Here is a 16,929-nt window from a genome sequence, read left to right on the forward strand (position 1 = left end):
ACTGCTTTTTATGCCAAAAAAATTGTTTCACTCGGATTTGCGTTTTAATATTGTTTATTGTATTGATTGATCAACTATATTTGAGGCCCGAATAAAATACGTTTAATGCAAAAGCACGATAGATAACTATGAGAAAATGGCGCATAGAAGATACCGAGGAACTCTATAATATCAATGGTTGGGGAATCAACTATTTTTCAGTAAATGAGAAAGGAAATGTGGTTGTTACCCCGCATAAAGACGGAGTTCAGATTGACTTGAAAGAATTGATTGATGAATTGCAGGTACGGGATGTTGCCGCTCCGATGCTGATTCGCTTTCCGGATATTTTGGACAGCCGGATTGAAAAGATGTCCAACTGCTTTAAAATTGCCGCCAAAGAATACAACTACAAAGCACAAAATTTCATCATCTATCCCATTAAAGTCAACCAAATGCGGCCGGTTGTTGAAGAAATTGTCAGCCACGGCAAGAAATTTAACATTGGATTGGAAGCCGGTTCCAAACCCGAATTGCATGCAGTTATCGCGACAAACACGAACAACGACTCTCTGATTATCTGCAATGGTTACAAAGATGAAGACTACATCGAACTGGCTTTGCTGGCTCAAAAAATGGGCCGGCGGATTTATATCGTGGTGGAAAAACTGAACGAGCTGAAATTGATTGCCCGCATTGCCCGACGGTTAAAAATAAAACCCAACTTGGGCATCCGGATAAAACTGGCCAGCTCGGGAAGCGGAAAATGGGAAAACTCCGGTGGCGATGTCAGCAAATTTGGACTGACGTCGAGCGAACTGCTTGATGCCATGGAATATTTGCGAGAAAACGAATTGGTCGACTGCCTGAAACTGGTTCATTTTCATATTGGAAGCCAGGTCAACAAAATCCGTCGCATCAAAATCGCGTTGCGCGAAGCGTCACAATTTTACGCCCAAATGTGCCTGAATGGCTTCAACATTGAATTTGTGGACATTGGCGGTGGTTTGGGTGTTGATTATGACGGCACCCGTTCGGCCAACAACGAAAGCAGCGTCAACTACAGCATTCAGGAGTATGTGAACGATGCGATTTCGACCATGGTTGATGTCAGCGACAAAAACAACATTCCCCACCCAAACGTCATTACCGAGTCGGGGCGCTCGCTGACAGCTCACCATTCAGTGCTTGTTTTTGAGGTACTGGAATCAGCTTCATTGCCTGAGTGGGATGAGGAGGAAGAACCTCAACCAGACGATCATGAACTGGTAAAAGAGTTGTATTCATTGTGGGATACCATTAACCAGCCACGCATGCTGGAAATATGGCATGATGCCCAACAAATACGCGAAGAAGCACTGGATCGCTTCAGCCTTGGATTGCTCGACCTGAAAACCCGGGCCCAAGTGGAGCGTTTATTTTGGTCGATTGCCCGCGAAATTCAACAGATGACCAGCAAAATCAGGCACGTACCCGAAGAATTGAACCAACTACAAAAACTACTGGCTGACAAATACTTCTGCAATTTCTCGCTGTTTCAGTCCCTGCCAGACTCTTGGGCAATTGATCAGATTTTCCCAATTATGCCGCTTCACCGGCTCGATGAAAAACCTGACCGCGCAGCGACAATACAAGATATTACCTGCGACTCGGATGGCAAAATCGACAACTTCATTTCCACACGGAACCTTTCGCATTACCTGCCCGTGCATAAATTAAAAGCGAAAGAGCCTTACTACATCGGGGTGTTTTTGGTTGGTGCCTACCAGGAAATTCTGGGCGATTTGCACAATCTGTTTGGCGATACCAACGCGGTGCACGTTTCCGTTGACGGAGATGGTTATTCCATCGACCAGATCATCGATGGCGAAACCGTGGCCGAAGTACTGGACTACGTGCAGTACAACCCAAAAAAGATGGTGCGTACCGTCGAAACCTGGGTGACATCGTCGGTAAAAGCCGGAATAATCTCAGCTGCTGAAGGCAAAGAGTTTTTGTCCAACTACCGTTCAGGCCTTTATGGTTACACTTATTTGGAATAGGACGAAATTCAAAACAAATACAAAAGGCCTTTCAGTAATGAATGGCCTTTTTTTGTCTCACCAGCAAGTTCCAGCGTGTAATTTTTCAGGAGAGTTGCATACTAAAAAAAAACAAAAAACTAACACAATGAATCACAAGTGGCTGCTGCTTATTCTCTTATTTCTTTCTGTCTCCTGTGAAAATGAACAAGGCCGGATCATCCAAATCCAGGCCAACGAAACCACCGGATTCCATTTCCCCTATTTTCTTTATATCCCAGAAAAAATGGATACGGCAAATAGCCAGTTTTTGATTGTTGAACCCAACAATTCGGGCTTTACAAGCGATGATTTTGACGAACACCTTGAAAAGGCTAAGCGGGTCGCATCGAAAGATTTTTACCTTGGCAACTTCCTTGCCCGGCAACTCAACTATCCGCTGTTGGTACCGGTATTTCCCCGGCCAGCTGAAAACTGGCACATTTACACCCACTCGTTGGATCGCGATGCCATGAACCAACGGGGCAATGATCTGGAGCGAATGGACTTACAATTGCTGGGCATGGTCGAAGATGCGCAAATCCGACTAAAAGAGATGGGCTATTCCGCCCAACAGCAATTTTTACTCACCGGATTTTCAGCTTCGGGAACCTTCGCCAATCGCTTTTCGATGATCCACCCCGAACGGATTCTGGCTGTTGCAGCCGGAGGCCTCAATGGCTTACTCATGCTTCCAACCGACAGCTTGCACGGACACGCCATGAGCTATCCGCTGGGAACCTGTGATTTCGCCGATCGCTTTGAAAAACCTTTTCAACTGGAAACGTTTCGCCAAACGCCCCAGTTCTGGTTTATGGGTGAATTGGACGAGAATGATGCTATTCCGTATGCCGACGGTTATGACGAGGACGAACGAAACCTGATTTATGAAACACTCGGTGAACAAATGCAGCCTGAAAGATGGACCAACTGCGCCCTTCAATATGAAGCACATCATATTGAAGCCACAATAAAAACTTATCCGGGCGTTGGGCACGAACACCCGGAAACAGTGAAACAAGATCTTCTGAAATTCTTCGAATCGGCAATCGATCAGGCCAATCACTGATCAACTTTAAACTAGCCCATCGAATTTCGACAAGACCGATAAAAACCAAGTGCCCAGTTTATCCGTTACCTGTTCAAAGAAAATGTGCATGATGCAAAAATCGATTTTCGAAATTTCAAAGATGGATTGTCCGTCGGAAGAAAACCTGATCCGGATGAAACTGGATCCGATAAGCAGTATCAAACAGCTAGAATTTAATCTTTCCAAACGAAAGCTCACCGTTTATCACCAAGGCCAATTGGATGACATTGAGCAATCCATCAGCGAGTTAAAACTGGGTGGCAAAAAGCTATCGACCGAAGAAACAGCACAGGTTTCATTCCATCAGGAATCGCAGCAGCGCAAGCTTTTGTGGGCTGTTTTAGCCATCAACTTCACCTTTTTTATTTTGGAAATGACTACCGGAATCCTTTCAAAGTCGATGGGCCTGGTAGCCGACAGTCTCGATATGCTGGCCGACTCGTTCGTTTACGGCATCAGCCTGCTGGCCGTTGGTGGCGGCTTAATCCGTAAAAAGAAAATCGCCAGGCTGGCCGGTTATTTTCAAATTATGCTGGCTGTTATTGGGTTTATGGAAGTGGTTCGCCGGTTTTTGGGCGCTGAAAAAATGCCCGACTTTTCAACAATGATTGTGGTTTCAGTGCTGGCACTGATCGCCAATGGAATTTGTCTTTACCTGCTGCAAAAATCGAAAAGCAAGGAAGCCCATATGCAGGCCAGCATGATTTTCACCTCGAACGACGTGATTATTAATTTGGGGGTGATTGTGGCCGGCTTACTCGTGAATTGGCTCCATTCGAGCAAACCCGACCTGATTGTCGGATCCATTGTCTTTGTGTTGGTCATTCAGGGAGCTATCCGAATTTTAAAACTCGGTAAATAAATCTGACAAACATGGAAAAGCTACTTCAGCAAATAGCAGCCTGCCAGGTTTGCTCCCATTTTTTGCCGTTGGGCGCACGCCCCATTATTACCGCAAGCCCTAAAAGCAAAATCATGATTGTAGGGCAGGCTCCCGGCTTGGCGGTTCATCAAAGCGGCATTCCCTGGGACGACAAAAGCGGCGACAAGCTTCGACAATGGTTGCAGGTTGACAAACAAAATTTTTACGATCCCCATCAAATCGCGCTGGTTCCCATGGGATTTTGTTACCCCGGGAAAGGCAAATCGGGCGATCTGCCGCCCCGCAAAGACTGCGCCCCACTTTGGCATCAAAAATTACTTGACCGCATGCCCGAAATCAAACTAACCATCCTGGTCGGTCAGTATGCTCAGCGCTATTACCTGGGCGAACGGACACGGCGCACACTTACCGAGACCGTCAGCCATTTTGAAGATTACCTGCCCGGGTACTTTGTTCTTCCCCACCCTTCGCCCCGCAACAACATTTGGCAAGCTAAAAACGAATGGTTTGCCCAATCAGTGCTTTCCAAACTACAAACCTTGGTAAAAGACATCCTGCAACCGGCTGATTCCTAAATGGCTTCTCTTTTTGTGCTTTTCCGCATCAAACAGAAAGCCGTTTAAGGTGTTGAATGAGTTAAATTAATTACTTTAGACAAAAAAAAAGACTATGGATGAGTTTTTGGCTGCACGATTGCAAATGGCTGTCTCGCTCGGATTTCACATTGTTTTTGCCTGTATTGGTATGGTTATGCCATGGTTTATGTTTGTGGCCGAATGGAAATGGCTGAAGACAAAAAACCCGGTTTACCTTGATTTAGCAAAGGCATGGGCGAAGGGAGTGGCCATCTTTTTTGCAGTTGGTGCCGTTTCAGGAACCGTACTTTCGTTTGAGCTGGGTATGCTTTGGCCAACCTTCATGGAACATGCAGGTCCTATTTTTGGCATGCCCTTTTCGTGGGAAGGAACGGCCTTTTTTGTTGAGGCGATTGCTCTGGGGCTTTGGCTGTACGGCTGGAATCGCCTAAGTGACAAAGTACACTTATACACAGGAATGGTTGTTGGCATTGCTGGCGTTGCGTCCGGAATCTTTGTTATTTCCGCCAATGCGTGGATGAATGCCCCGGCTGGCTTCGACTGGATTGACGGTCAGGCATACAATATCGACCCGGTGGCGGCCATGTTCAACAAAGCTTGGTTTGCCCAATCGCATCATATGATTATCGCTGCTTTCTCAGCCACAGGTTTTGCTGTTGCCGGGGTTCACGCGCTGCTTTTTATGAAAAACCGGTTGGAGATCCACGCCAAAGCCCTGACCATTGCACTGGCGTTTGCTTCAGTAGCTGCTTTGCTTCAACCTCTCAGTGGAGACCACGCTGCCAAAAATGTAGCGAAACTGCAACCGGCCAAGCTGGCTGCTTTTGAATCCCATTTTGAAACACAGGAATCGGCACCGCTGATCATTGGCGGCATTCCGGATATGGAAAGGCGTGAAGTCAACTACGCCATCAAAATTCCGGGGGCACTGAGTTTTCTGGCTCATGGCGATTTCAATGCCCAAGTGAAAGGCCTCGAAGAATTCCCGGAAGAAGAGTGGCCGCCAGTTCCGATTGTTCACTATTCTTTTCAACTGATGGTAGCCATCGGGATGTTTCTGGTGCTGTTGGCGCTGATCTTTTTGGGTGGAACCTACAAGTGGAAACACTGGCTCGAAAAACGCTGGTGGATGCGACTGCTCGTTTTTGCCACTCCGCTCGGCTTCATTGCTATTCAGGCTGGATGGGTCGTTACGGAAGTAGGCCGACAACCCTGGATTATTTACGGCATCATGAAAACCAAAGATGCCCTGACTCCAATGCCCGGAATCCAATACACCTTTTACACCATTTCGGCGGTCTACCTCCTGTTAAGCTTTATCATTGTCTGGCTGATGAGCCGTCAAATCAAAATGCTACAATCCAAATACCTGAAACATGACTGAAATAATCTTAATCATACTCGGAATTTCTTTATTGCTCTATGTCCTGCTCGGTGGAGCTGACTTCGGAGGAGGAATCCTCGAATTGATTTCGCGTGGAAAAGCTTCCGGCATCGTATCACGAGCCATTGCTCCTGTATGGGAAGCTAACCACATGTGGCTCATTCTGGTGGTGGTGATCTTGTTTGTCGGGTTTCCATCGGTTTATTCCACCGTTTTAACAGCCCTACACATCCCTGTTTTACTCGTTCTGATCGGTATTATCCTGCGTGGTTCAGCCTTTACCTTCCGACATTATGACATTGAAGAAGAGACTCCCAAAGCCATTTACTCGTCCATATTTCGATATTCCAGTTTGTTTACCACCTTCTTTTTAGGAGTAACAACCGGTGGAATTATTCTGGGCGATATCACGATGGATTACACCCAGGGCTTTTATGCTGTTTATCTGAATCCCTGGCTTAACTGGTTCTCATTCAGTCTCGGAATTTTTGTGGTGATACTTTTTGCCTTTTTAGCAACCATTTACACCTTGGGCGAAACCAAAGAAAAACCGCATGTCGAGCGATTTACCCGAATCGCCACCTACCTGATTATAGCATTGGTTGTAGCAGGAGCCCTGGTTTTTGCCACGGCCGAGCTGGAAGGACATCCGCTTTTCTTTGAGTTTTACCACTCCATCCCAAGCATGATTTGTGTGGTGCTGGCAACGCTGGCCCTTCCTTTATTGTGGATCAACCTAAAGCGGAATAACCGCCAAATGCTGCGATTGATTGCAGGCTTTCAAACCACCATGATTGTGCTCGGATGGTTTGCCATTCAGTTTCCGGTGCTGGTCAAAGTCAATGATGGGGTGGACATCACCGTTCAAAGCGCGATTGCTCCAAAACAAACACAGCTGCAACTGCTCATCGCCTTAATTGTAGGCGTACTGGTCGTTTTTCCATACATGGGTTACCTTTATAAAACATTCAAGTTTGGAGATAAAACTGTGGACGAACAAAAAGCAAACTGAGTAATCCTTTGATAAGGGATTTAACTGTTGGCAAGCGCAGCCAGGCAATATGCCAGGGCAGCACAAACCATCACCCAAAGGAACCCGGCTTCAACCGAAATCAGGATTGCCAGACTGGCACTCACCACCGATGCACAACCATTGACAGCCCAGGCCCAAGGAACGGCTGACGGCTGGCGCCTGCTAATGTCAGTCAGTCCAAGCGGAAAAGGCAAGCCCATGATCACACCCGGAACACCAACAATGAGTATCATCAGTCCGACCTTAATCAGCATGGAATACGAATTAAAACCGCGCAAGACAACAGTAAGATTGAAAGCATAAATGAGGGTCACCACTGCAATTCCCAAGCTGACAGCCACAAGGTTTTTGGATGAAAGGCGGATGTGCCCGGAAAAATAGCTGCCAACTCCCGAAGACAGCAACATCAGGCTGATGACTCCCGATGCAGCATAAATCGGGTGCCCAAGAAAAGGCGTAAACTGCTGGATAAAGACCATTTCAACAAATAGGTATCCCAAGCCAATCCCACCAAAATAGAGGAAAGTCCTGAATTTTCTCCTCAAGCTGAATGAAGACGGAACCAGCGGCAACAGAATAAAAGCCAACGAAGCCGCGACTACCAGCAGTAAGGTGAGCCAGACGACCACATAGCCCAATTCCAAAAACGGTACAGTTTGCTCGCCAAAAAGTTGATTCAACTGATTCAAGCTTTTCAGCCGGAGGTATTGAAAAAAATATGGCTGATCATCAGAGGCAGGCCGAATGCGAAAAGCATAGTCACTGTATAACGAATCTGCCGAACCGGTTACCAACCGATCTACTGCCTCAAAAAACCAGGGATCATCCAATTGATTGAAGTGCTCGCGCTCAAATTCCCCTTGAACTGGCAGAAGCAGTGGATCAAAAAACATACGCCCGCAAAATTCGCGGATCGTCGAATCCTCGGCTTGCGTAAAAGCCGACTTTTTAAGCACAAACGTAACCGTACTCCAACTTCGGATCGCTGCCAGATGCTTCTCTTTTTCCTCAACCTCCACTTCCAGCAGATCAGTCAAAGTAGCCAGAATTTTCAACGGATTGCGCACCGGGTAATCCATCCAGCACGTGACGCTGATCAGTCCATCGGGTGACAAGCGTTTCCACAGTTCACCAAAAGCCTCGCGGGTAAGGTCGTATCGTTGCTCCAGGGCATTCAGCCCGGATGAACCAAAAAAGGAACCAATCACCGGCAGTTGAATCAAGTCGTACGAGGTCTGGCTGCCTTGAACAAACGTACGCGACTCGAGCAAGTGGATGTCGACAGCCGGATCATCCAGCAAGTGGTTGATTGAGTCGGCAAACTCCTCCCGCATAAGTGCAACCAACAGGCGATTGGGCTCAACGGCATCAATCCCACTTGTTTGATACGACACGGCCAAGCTCAATTGTTCGCCGGTTCCACTGCCCAAAATCAACGTCTTTTCATGCTGCTGAATCAAATAAGGCAATGCATTGGTGGTGTATTGCAGAATGGATGCTGAGTCCTGTTCAGGTTTTGGCAGAAACACCCCCAGCCCATCGCCATTGTTGAAAACACCCAGACGCGGAGGAATGGCCTCCTGATAAGTCAGACTTAGACCAGGGGCGTAACGTAGTGCCGGCGTGCTAACCACTTCGAGCAAACCATAGGGACTATAAGCCCGGCTAACCACCTCGGCATCCGGAAGCAGCAAGGTTTTCTCAATGCTTTTATACTCTGAACGAACCAGTCTGAGATCGTCAACATTCATAAACACCAACAGGATAAGGCACAACCAGAACAGCAACCGGCTTTGCCGATGTGCCCGGCCTACGAAGCCACCCATCAATGGGAGAATAGCCAAAACGGCTGGCAAACCCGCCGGAGAAATCAGCCACATAAGAACAAGCGCCAGCAAACCGCCCATGCCTGATCCCAGCAAGTTAGCAAAATAAAGCTTGCCAATGTCCCTGCCATACCGAACAAAACTGAGCCCAATTGCCAGTGCACCAAAGAAAAAAGGTAGCAGCAGAAACAGGCAGGTCAGGGCCAGACGGACCAGGTGACGACGATCGCTGAACAGCAGGTAGGTGTCAAAACGGAAAAGGTCAGTTTGAATAACAAGCGGCGCCAATGCCATCATCGCCGCAGTAAGCAAAAGCAAAGCCGGATAAACCGTTTCGAAACGCCGCACCAACCGCTCTCGAAAAAAAGCCAGCAAGGTTCCTGAAGCGCCAAATCCCAACAAAGCCAGCGAAATAATGAGGTGGGCAAAATGATACCACTGAGTGATGGAAAAGATTTGCATTAAAGCCAGCTGAAAAGCGATGAGCGCCCCTGATACCAGCCCAATGCCAAGTCCAACACGATTAGTATTCAGTTGCGCTGCTTTAATCATTTTCACGGGTAAAAGGCACAAACCGGACCGGTAGCAGATTCTCCGTCCTGACTTGCTGGTTTTTCTTCTCCACCAGTTTTAACTGCTGAACCTGAAAGGGCGAACCAACCGGGATGACCATCCTGCCGCCTTCTTTCAACTGCTTGATCAATGGCGGCGGAATATAATTGGCTGCCGCGGTCACCACAATCGCATCAAACGGACCGACGCTCTCCCACCCGTGGTAGCCATCGCCTATTTTCACATGGACATTATCGTAGTGCAAATCCCGCAGCCGTTCAGTAGCCTCCCGCCCCAGCTCTTCAACAATTTCAATGGAATAAACCGAATCAACAATTTCGGCCAGCACGGCTGCCTGATATCCCGATCCGGTCCCAATCTCCAGCACTTTAAATCCGGGCTCCGGACGAATCAGATCGGTCATGTACGCCACAATGTAAGGTTGCGAAATGGTTTGTCCGTACCCAATCGGGAGCGGCCCGTCACGATAGGCTTCGCTTTGATAACTGGCAGGTACAAAGCGGTGGCGTGGAACCGCACGCATGGCATCAAGTACGGGTTTGGATCGGATACCCCGGCTTTCGATCTGCTGGCGAACCATCAGCTTTCGGGTTTGCTCATACGGATCCTGCTGTGCATTGCCATCCAGGGCAAAAAGACTGAAGCCTGCCAGGCAAACTGAAAATAAAATCTTTGACATCGCTGACTAATTTTATTTGTTTTCCATAGTTGCATGTACGAAGCAATATACAGGAGGTTATCAGCTACAATTTTCATTCTCAAGCTAGTTGAACTGATCAACGATCCTTAACTTGAGTCTGATCCGAAAAGTCATCCCATGAATAAATGTTGCTAAATACGATGATGTCGCTTTCTTATAAAACAGTTAATTGTTGAATCATCGGGTGACTAAAATCGCTGGTATTTGATTTGCCAAAGTAACTGCTTAACTTTGATCATCCACTCCGGTTTAAGTTATCGTTTCATCTCAAAAAAAACGGAAAACCGATGATCGTCAAATTCATACTACTGGCCCTATTTGGTATTGCCATGGCACATGTTGAAGGTGTCGTGGTGGTCTACCTGCGCAAAGCTATTGGCTTGCTCGATCCGGAGGTGGATAACCGGCAAGCCCTCGAAAAAGTACCACGCCGCTTTGTGCAGATTGAAATGACACGCGAAGCAGCAACCATCGTCATGCTCGTAACACTGGCCTGGTTGGTTGGCGAAGGCTGGCTGGAAAAAATTATGGTCTTTTTGTGGACCTTCGCTTTCTGGGACCTGCTCTACTACGGATCGCTTTACATGCTCATCCGGTGGCCGCCAAAGCTCACCACACCCGATGTGCTCTTTCTCATTCCCCGACCCTGGATTGCGCCGGTGTGGTTTCCGATTGGTGTGTCTTCGCTCACCATCATTTTGATCGCGCTGTTCTACCTCCTCCCTTGACGCTTCATCGGGAATCATCAGGATAAAAAGATACAGCAAGCAAAAACGGTCGTTCAGTTGTTAGAATAACAGTGCGTTGCCTGTGCAAACAGGCTGTGCCTTAATTCAAATACCTGAAAAATGAAAAAAATGGCTATCATTCTGATTCTGCTTTCCGCTGTTGGTCCCTTCTCTGCCCACTCCCAAGTGGGACCGGATACTGCCCGGCAATTTCTGGCGTCGCTCGATGAAGCACAGCGCGAGCGGGCGCAACTCCCTTTTGAAGATTCGTCGCGAAGCCGGTGGCACTACCTGCCTGCCTCCAGCTGGACCCGGGCGGGAGTTAGCCTGGGCGAGCTTGACGATACGCAGCGGCAACTGCTTTTCAGCTTATTGAAAGGCTACCTGAGCGAAACCGGCTACGACAAAACACAAAAGATTCTGGAGCTGGAAGAGATTCTGGGTGAGCTGGAGAACAACCCTATCTATCGCAATCCGGACAACTATTTTGTGGCCTTTTATGGCAAACCTGACAAAAATAACTTGTGGGGCTGGTCGTTTGAAGGGCACCACCTGTCGCTGAATTTCACGATGGCTGACGGCGAGCTTTCGATGGCTCCCCGCTTTATGGGTGCCAATCCGGCAGTGATTCCCCAAGGAAAACGAAAAGGAGAAAAAACGTTGGCGCGCGAAGAGGACCTGGGCTTTGAATTACTCCACGCCTTGCCCGAGAATCAACGCCAACAAGCCATCTTCCGGGAGCGGACTTTTCGGGACATCACCACTTCAAATGAAAGCCAGGTGAAACCCATGGAACCTGTGGGCATTCGGCTGAAAGACCTGGCGCCAAAGCACCAAGCCATTTTACTTGAACTGATTGATGAATACCTGGCTTCGATGCCCCCCAAGCTGGCTACAAAACGTATGAACCTGCTAAAGACCGAAGAGTTTGACCAGATCCGCTTTGGATGGGCTGGCGGCACACAGCCCGGAGAGCCGCATTACTACCGGGTGCAAGGCAGAACCTTTTTGATCGAGCTGGACAACACGCAAAACAGAGCCAACCACATCCATTCCGTTTGGCGCGATTTTGACGGTGACTTTGGCCGCGATTTGATCAGGGAACATTATGAGCATTCCAATCATCACGACCGGGAATGAACCAAAAAAAGCGAAAGTTTCTATTTCATTGAATAGCCGGAGCTATTATTCTGGTTTTTTCTCCGGAGCTTGTGCAGGCCCCTTGTCTTTTAGCCCGCGTTTATAAATAATCAGCCCATTGAGGAAGTTCCGCAGAATCTGATCCTGAAGCGGCTTGTAGTTGGGATGTTCAACACTCCGAAAGAACGCCCCCAGTTCGCTTTTTGTAACCGGATAATCCACCAGCTTTAAAATTTCGATAATGTCGTCATCACGCAATTTCAGCGCCACGCGCAACTTCTTTAAAATATCATTATTGGTAAGAGGCATTGCTTGTTGTTTTTTGATTGAAAATTGATTCTCATACTACTGGCTGCCCGCTTTCGTTTTGATCGCCGGCGAAGCCTGTCACAAAAGTAACAGATTAAACCGGATTGCAAGTCCAACTTTTTTGCTTCCATATCCAGGGATCGAAGGGAAATCTCTTAGGATATATCTATGATATCCATGGACACCATCGACACATCCTAACACATAAGCCTTCGTTAAAGGCATATTATTATTTGCCCAGGGGATATTTACCTTCGGACTTTGAGTAGATTGCTACGGGAACAGGGTAGCTTCCTTTGGCATTATTTTCTGCCAATTAATACGAATCATTTGTGAGCGCCGTCAGGGCATTTTCAGTACGAGTTAAATAGTTATCGATCTGGTCGGTGGTTTCGAAACCAACAATCATCATATCAACCGAGCCCAAGCCAAGAACAAACTTCAGGGCATGGTCAATTTTCTGGCTGTCGTCGCGATATTCGCCATTGCCAACCAATTTCATACCGATAACGCCTTTCCCGGATTCATGAAGCTGATTGATCACTTCAATCACTTCTTCCGGCTCCGGCTTATCCATGGCAATACCGTAGGGATTGATGCGCACATGAATAATGTCGACCCAGGGACTCGCGACTGCCTTTTTCATGGCATCGAGCGAATGAACCGATACGCCATGAGCCCGAATAATTCCTTTGGCTTTCAACTTGTCGAGGATTTCCATCTGCCGTTTTTGCGTATCTGTCCAATCCGTTTCAACCATGCAATGAATTTGAACCATATCCAGATAATCCGTATCCAGTTCCTTTCTGAAACGATCAATAACCACATCTGCATCGGGCCGTTCTGGTTCAGGAATGCCTCCCGGTCTCACCCAAATTTTCGAACAAAGCGTAATTTTGTCACGATCCATTTTCTGAAGAGCTTCCGACATTAGCGGGTGGGTGCCATAAGTGTCGGCACAATCGAAAAACCGGACTCCACGATCGTAAGCATGCCGTATAATACCAATACTTTGATTTTTATCCTGTTTGGTAAGAAATGATGTTCTGTTTCCGGCATGAACACCTGTCCCCATTCCAATCAAGCTTGATTCAACGCCTGACTTTCCAAGCTTAATTACTTGTAAGGGATCGTTAGACCGCACGGGAATACCCGAAGCCAGCAAGGGATTATCGAACAGTAGATGGGCCGTTCCTAAGGATAAGGCGGCAATAAACTTTCGGCGGTTCAATCCAGGTATATTCATGGCATAAGATTTTTAATTGGTTGATGATATCAACAAATGTAAAAGAAATTGGTTGATTGACAGCATCATTTCAAAAAACAGCTTGAAAGCGGGAGATGTTCCAAGGCACCTGCTAAGGCAACAGAAACGAAGAGAAGGTAGGACCGTTCCAGTCATTTAACGCACTCGAGTTGCAGGGTGATGTGTTGAATTTCAAATTCCTCAATTAAAATCTGAGCCAGTTGTTTATTGATTATTTTAGTCTCTGAAAGCTTTAAATCGCTGTTCAGCACGACATGCGCTTCAAAATGAACCGTGCGGTCGGTCAGGCGCCAAACGTGGATATGATACACCTGAGCCACCTGGTCGTGCTCAGTAAGTCGTCGTGCAATTTCCGGCACCGAGATATTGGAAGGCGCAAACTGCATCAAGATCTCAGTCGATTCTTTCAGCAACTTATAGGTATGAAGCAGCAGGTAAAAGCTGATCAGCAAAGTGATTGTGGGGTCAATCCAGTACCAGTCCCATAACCAAATACACAAAGCGCCAACAACAACAGCAACCGAGGTCATCGCATCTCCCATCAGATGAAGGTAGGCGGCCTTAATATTCAGATTATGATTCTGGTCGGCGTGCAACAAAAAAACAGAAAACCCATTGGCCGCAATTCCCAAGATACCCAACCACAGCATCCAGCGAAAATCGATTACCTGGGGATCGAAATAACGCTTTATGGCCTCCACCATCAGGTAAAATGAAATAACGACCAACACCAAGGCATTGATGAAAGCAGCGATGATTTCAGCTCGTTGAAAACCAAACGTACTCTTTGATGTTTTCTCCCGCCCGCTTAATCGGTTGGCAATGTATGCCAGCACAACAGCCAGACTGTCGCTCAGGTTATGTAATGCATCCGAAATCAGGGCGAGGCTTCCTGAAATGATTCCCCCTATGATTTGCGCTACGGTGATCACGACATTAAGAAAAATGGTGATGCCCAATCGATTTTGTGCATGCTCATGTGTCATAGCTGCTCTAACAAGTGAATTAAAACGAATGTTCCGCATAAGCATATTGATATTATATTTGAATTAGAAATATTTTGAAAAGAATCGTCAGGAATGATGCAACAATTTAATTTTTCAAACCGTCTTTCAATCAGAAATAACAAGAACACCGTTGGAAGCACTTTATAAAAATATCCATCAAGATGTGATTGACCGCTGCAAGTCGGGTGAACGCGAAGCTCAATTTCAGTTATACAAGATGTATTACAAATCAATGTATAACACCAGCCTTCGGATCGTTGGCAATGACACAGAGGCAGAAGACATTATGCAGGAAGCGTTTTTAAGTGCGTTCAAAAAAATTGAAACTTACTCGGGCCAGGTGAGTTTTGGTGCCTGGCTCAAAAAAATTGTTGTGAATCGTTCGTTGGATTACTTAAAAAAACGCAAAGTTCATTTTGAAGAACTGGATGAACGGATAGCTGACGAAATGGAAACCCCTATGATGGAAACCCGTGAATTGGATCTCCAAAAGCTGAAACAGGCCATTATGCAACTCCCGGAAGGTTACCGGGTTGTTTTAAGCCTGTACCTGCTCGAAGGATACGACCACGATGAGATTTCCGAAATCCTGCACATCAGCAATTCATCATCACGATCGCAACTGTTGCGGGCAAAAAAGAAATTGCGCGACTATTTACAAAAAGATGAAGTTTTCTCAATTAACTAATAACGGGTAATATGAAAGATTTATTGGAGAAGATCATTCGGGAAAACAAAGATGCCCTGGAGCAAGATGCCCCCACGGGACACTTTGAACGATTTGAAACCAAGCTGAACAAGAGTTTTAAACACCGAAATAAATTCGGAACGAAGTTTTATTTACAGCTGGCTGCATCCCTGATCTTTGTGTTGCTACTGGGGAATCAGCTTCGTATTTATTTCGCACCCGATCGGGCAAAACAACAAGATGAAATGGCGACTCTTTCATCCGTGTCGGACGAATACCGCGAAGTTGAATTCTACTTTACCTCGGCCATTAACCAAGGGATGACCGAATGGGACAAACTGATCGAAGATGGATTTATCTCGGAAGCCGACCAGCAAATGATGACCAAAGAGATCGAAGAATTTGACCGGATGCAGAACCAACTTCAAAAGGAACTGCAAGCCAATCCTGATGACGAAAGGGTGATTAACGCGATGCTGGATTATTACCAGGCCAGACTGAGTGTAACAACCCTGATTATTGAAAAATTAAAAGAAGTGAAACACCAAAAATTAACTCATAATGAAACTGAAATTTAAAATCCTCATCCTGATTCTGGGAGTAAGCCTCACTACTGCTCAGGCAGCCGATTATACCCGGAATGAACATGCCTCTTACCTGAAATCACAGGTTCAGGCATTAGATGTCACCAACAAGTTTGGAACCATAACCATTAATGATTTTGGCGGCGACTCAGTTGTCGTTGATGTCCTGATTTCGGTGGAAAACACAAATGAAAAGAAGGCTGAAGCCCTGCTCAACCAGATTCAAATCAACATGCGTCGGGTAGGTAATGTTCTGAACCTGGAAACCGTGATTAACGATGATTTCAAAACCAAAGGTAATTTCTCGATCGACTACACCATCAACATTCCGGCCGACCGCGATCTAGCCGTAACCAATAAATTTGGCAATATTGTACTCAATAACCTGAATGCCAAAGGAACGTTTAACCTAGGCTACGGGAACATGACCGCCGGAAATTTGGAAGCCCCGGGAGGTAACAAAATCAACCTCGATATTGCCTATGGAAAAGCTGACATTGAATCGGTGAACCACATGCAGGCTGATGTAAAATACTCCAAATTATTTATCGGCCAGGCGCAAACCATCCAGACCGTATCAAAGTATTCAGGCTTAAATATCGAAGAGATTGGAGAGCTCCTACTCGAGTCAAAATACGATGGTGTCAACATTGAAGAAATTGGAAGCCTCAGAGCCAATTCAAAATACACCAATTACAGCATTGAAGAACTTAAGCAAAGCTTGACTCTGGACACCCAGTACGGCTCGGTCCGAATAAACGAAGTTGCTGAAGATTTTGAAAACATAGCAGTCACAAACAGTTACGGGGGAATTGAACTCGGGCTGAATCAAGCCAACTACTTCATTGACGCCGTTTGCGATTACTGCGATATCAAGTATCCGGAAACTGAATTTGAAGGAGACCGGGAAAAGCGCGACCACAGCTTCTCTTTACGTGGAAATATCGGTCCCGAATCAAACAAGAAAGTTGTGATAAAAAGCCGCTACGGAGGAATCAAACTCATGAAATAGTCGTGTATCGACAGAAAAAAAGCAGAAACCGTAAGTTCATTACTTGCGGTTTTTTTTTACTTTTAACCCC

General features: G+C 46.5%; 16 protein-coding genes. 11 read left to right on the plus strand and 5 right to left on the minus strand.

What is annotated here, in order from left to right:
* Positions 1 to 128 precede the first annotated feature (128 nt).
* From speA to AAC033_RS08580, 6 genes are all read left to right on the plus strand, one after another.
* Positions 129 to 2,021, plus strand: coding sequence for a biosynthetic arginine decarboxylase (speA, locus tag AAC033_RS08555; RefSeq protein ID WP_339737055.1), 1,893 nt, complete (start codon positions 129 to 131; stop codon positions 2,019 to 2,021).
* 127 nt (positions 2,022 to 2,148) lie between these two features.
* Positions 2,149 to 3,108 carry a hypothetical protein gene (locus tag AAC033_RS08560; protein WP_339737057.1) on the plus strand — a complete coding sequence of 320 codons (960 nt, stop codon included), beginning with the start codon at positions 2,149 to 2,151 and terminating at the stop codon, positions 3,106 to 3,108.
* A 91-nt stretch (positions 3,109 to 3,199) separates the two neighbouring features.
* A complete protein-coding gene (locus tag AAC033_RS08565) occupies positions 3,200 to 3,991 on the plus strand; it encodes a cation transporter (RefSeq protein ID WP_339737130.1) in 792 nt (263 codons plus the stop codon).
* A gap of 11 nt (positions 3,992 to 4,002) precedes the next feature.
* Positions 4,003 to 4,587 carry a uracil-DNA glycosylase family protein gene (locus AAC033_RS08570; RefSeq protein WP_339737059.1) on the plus strand — a complete coding sequence of 195 codons (585 nt, stop codon included), beginning with the start codon at positions 4,003 to 4,005 and terminating at the stop codon, positions 4,585 to 4,587.
* A 94-nt stretch (positions 4,588 to 4,681) separates the two neighbouring features.
* Positions 4,682 to 5,992, plus strand: a complete 1,311-nt coding sequence (locus tag AAC033_RS08575; protein WP_339737061.1) for a cytochrome ubiquinol oxidase subunit I — start codon at positions 4,682 to 4,684, stop codon at positions 5,990 to 5,992.
* On the plus strand, positions 5,985 to 7,004 hold the full coding sequence (locus tag AAC033_RS08580; protein WP_339737063.1) for a cytochrome d ubiquinol oxidase subunit II: 1,020 nt from the start codon (positions 5,985 to 5,987) through the stop codon (positions 7,002 to 7,004). Before AAC033_RS08575 ends, AAC033_RS08580 begins: the two co-directional genes overlap by 8 nt.
* A gap of 20 nt (positions 7,005 to 7,024) precedes the next feature.
* Here the strand turns inward: AAC033_RS08580 and AAC033_RS08585 are convergent, their stop codons facing one another.
* A complete protein-coding gene (locus tag AAC033_RS08585) occupies positions 7,025 to 9,403 on the minus strand; it encodes a hypothetical protein (RefSeq protein ID WP_339737065.1) in 2,379 nt (792 codons plus the stop codon).
* Positions 9,396 to 10,103 (minus strand): protein-L-isoaspartate(D-aspartate) O-methyltransferase, encoded by a 708-nt coding sequence (locus AAC033_RS08590; RefSeq protein WP_339737067.1) that lies wholly within the window; start codon positions 10,101 to 10,103, stop codon positions 9,396 to 9,398. The genes AAC033_RS08585 and AAC033_RS08590 overlap by 8 nt, the downstream gene beginning before the upstream one ends.
* A gap of 308 nt (positions 10,104 to 10,411) precedes the next feature.
* On the opposite strand from AAC033_RS08590, the gene AAC033_RS08595 reads away from it, so the two are divergent.
* Together AAC033_RS08595 and AAC033_RS08600 are read left to right on the plus strand one after the other, a co-directional pair.
* A complete protein-coding gene (locus AAC033_RS08595; protein ID WP_339737069.1) occupies positions 10,412 to 10,852 on the plus strand; it encodes a hypothetical protein in 441 nt (146 codons plus the stop codon).
* A 120-nt stretch (positions 10,853 to 10,972) separates the two neighbouring features.
* Positions 10,973 to 11,992, plus strand: coding sequence for a DUF3500 domain-containing protein (locus tag AAC033_RS08600; protein WP_339737071.1), 1,020 nt, complete (start codon positions 10,973 to 10,975; stop codon positions 11,990 to 11,992).
* Between the two features lie 45 nt (positions 11,993 to 12,037).
* On the opposite strand, the gene AAC033_RS08605 is transcribed toward AAC033_RS08600, so the two are convergent.
* The 3 genes from AAC033_RS08605 to AAC033_RS08615 form a co-directional block, all read right to left on the minus strand.
* Positions 12,038 to 12,301: a DUF1456 family protein gene (locus AAC033_RS08605; RefSeq protein WP_339737073.1), complete on the minus strand. Its 264-nt coding sequence runs from the start codon at positions 12,299 to 12,301 to the stop codon at positions 12,038 to 12,040.
* Positions 12,302 to 12,617: 316 nt separating this feature from the next.
* On the minus strand, positions 12,618 to 13,547 hold the full coding sequence (locus AAC033_RS08610; RefSeq protein ID WP_339737075.1) for an aldo/keto reductase: 930 nt from the start codon (positions 13,545 to 13,547) through the stop codon (positions 12,618 to 12,620).
* A gap of 152 nt (positions 13,548 to 13,699) precedes the next feature.
* Complete coding sequence (locus tag AAC033_RS08615) at positions 13,700 to 14,593, minus strand: cation diffusion facilitator family transporter (RefSeq protein ID WP_339737077.1); 894 nt, start codon at positions 14,591 to 14,593, stop codon at positions 13,700 to 13,702.
* A 112-nt stretch (positions 14,594 to 14,705) separates the two neighbouring features.
* Between AAC033_RS08615 and AAC033_RS08620 the strand changes: the two genes are divergently transcribed.
* The 3 genes from AAC033_RS08620 to AAC033_RS08630 are packed head-to-tail and all read left to right on the plus strand — an operon-like array spanning position 14,706 to position 16,859.
* Entirely contained in the window at positions 14,706 to 15,263 is a 558-nt protein-coding gene (locus AAC033_RS08620) for a sigma-70 family RNA polymerase sigma factor (protein ID WP_339737079.1), read from the plus strand.
* Positions 15,264 to 15,274: 11 nt separating this feature from the next.
* A complete protein-coding gene (locus AAC033_RS08625; protein WP_339737081.1) occupies positions 15,275 to 15,841 on the plus strand; it encodes a hypothetical protein in 567 nt (188 codons plus the stop codon).
* Entirely contained in the window at positions 15,825 to 16,859 is a 1,035-nt protein-coding gene (locus AAC033_RS08630; protein ID WP_339737083.1) for a hypothetical protein, read from the plus strand. The genes AAC033_RS08625 and AAC033_RS08630 overlap by 17 nt, the downstream gene beginning before the upstream one ends.
* Positions 16,860 to 16,929 lie beyond the last annotated feature (70 nt).

The sequence above is a fragment of the uncultured Sunxiuqinia sp. genome, assembly GCF_963974515.1.
In the GTDB taxonomy this organism is placed as follows: Bacteria; Bacteroidota; Bacteroidia; order Bacteroidales; family Prolixibacteraceae; genus Sunxiuqinia.

Excerpts from the sequence above, each read along its gene's own strand:
- AAC033_RS08575 (WP_339737061.1), top strand. The coding sequence starts at position 4,682 with ATGGATGAGTTTTTGGCTGCACGATTGCAAATGGCTGTCTCGCTCGGA.
- AAC033_RS08630 (WP_339737083.1), top strand. The coding sequence starts at position 15,825 with ATGAAACTGAAATTTAAAATCCTCATCCTGATTCTGGGAGTAAGCCTC.
- AAC033_RS08565 (WP_339737130.1), top strand. The coding sequence starts at position 3,200 with ATGCAAAAATCGATTTTCGAAATTTCAAAGATGGATTGTCCGTCGGAA.
- AAC033_RS08625 (WP_339737081.1), top strand. The coding sequence starts at position 15,275 with ATGAAAGATTTATTGGAGAAGATCATTCGGGAAAACAAAGATGCCCTG.
- speA (WP_339737055.1), top strand. The coding sequence starts at position 129 with ATGAGAAAATGGCGCATAGAAGATACCGAGGAACTCTATAATATCAAT.
- AAC033_RS08585 (WP_339737065.1), bottom strand. The coding sequence starts at position 9,403 with ATGATTAAAGCAGCGCAACTGAATACTAATCGTGTTGGACTTGGCATT.
- AAC033_RS08590 (WP_339737067.1), bottom strand. The coding sequence starts at position 10,103 with ATGTCAAAGATTTTATTTTCAGTTTGCCTGGCAGGCTTCAGTCTTTTT.
- AAC033_RS08570 (WP_339737059.1), top strand. The coding sequence starts at position 4,003 with ATGGAAAAGCTACTTCAGCAAATAGCAGCCTGCCAGGTTTGCTCCCAT.
- AAC033_RS08560 (WP_339737057.1), top strand. The coding sequence starts at position 2,149 with ATGAATCACAAGTGGCTGCTGCTTATTCTCTTATTTCTTTCTGTCTCC.
- AAC033_RS08605 (WP_339737073.1), bottom strand. The coding sequence starts at position 12,301 with ATGCCTCTTACCAATAATGATATTTTAAAGAAGTTGCGCGTGGCGCTG.
- AAC033_RS08615 (WP_339737077.1), bottom strand. The coding sequence starts at position 14,593 with ATGCGGAACATTCGTTTTAATTCACTTGTTAGAGCAGCTATGACACAT.
- AAC033_RS08580 (WP_339737063.1), top strand. The coding sequence starts at position 5,985 with ATGACTGAAATAATCTTAATCATACTCGGAATTTCTTTATTGCTCTAT.
- AAC033_RS08610 (WP_339737075.1), bottom strand. The coding sequence starts at position 13,547 with ATGAATATACCTGGATTGAACCGCCGAAAGTTTATTGCCGCCTTATCC.
- AAC033_RS08595 (WP_339737069.1), top strand. The coding sequence starts at position 10,412 with ATGATCGTCAAATTCATACTACTGGCCCTATTTGGTATTGCCATGGCA.
- AAC033_RS08600 (WP_339737071.1), top strand. The coding sequence starts at position 10,973 with ATGAAAAAAATGGCTATCATTCTGATTCTGCTTTCCGCTGTTGGTCCC.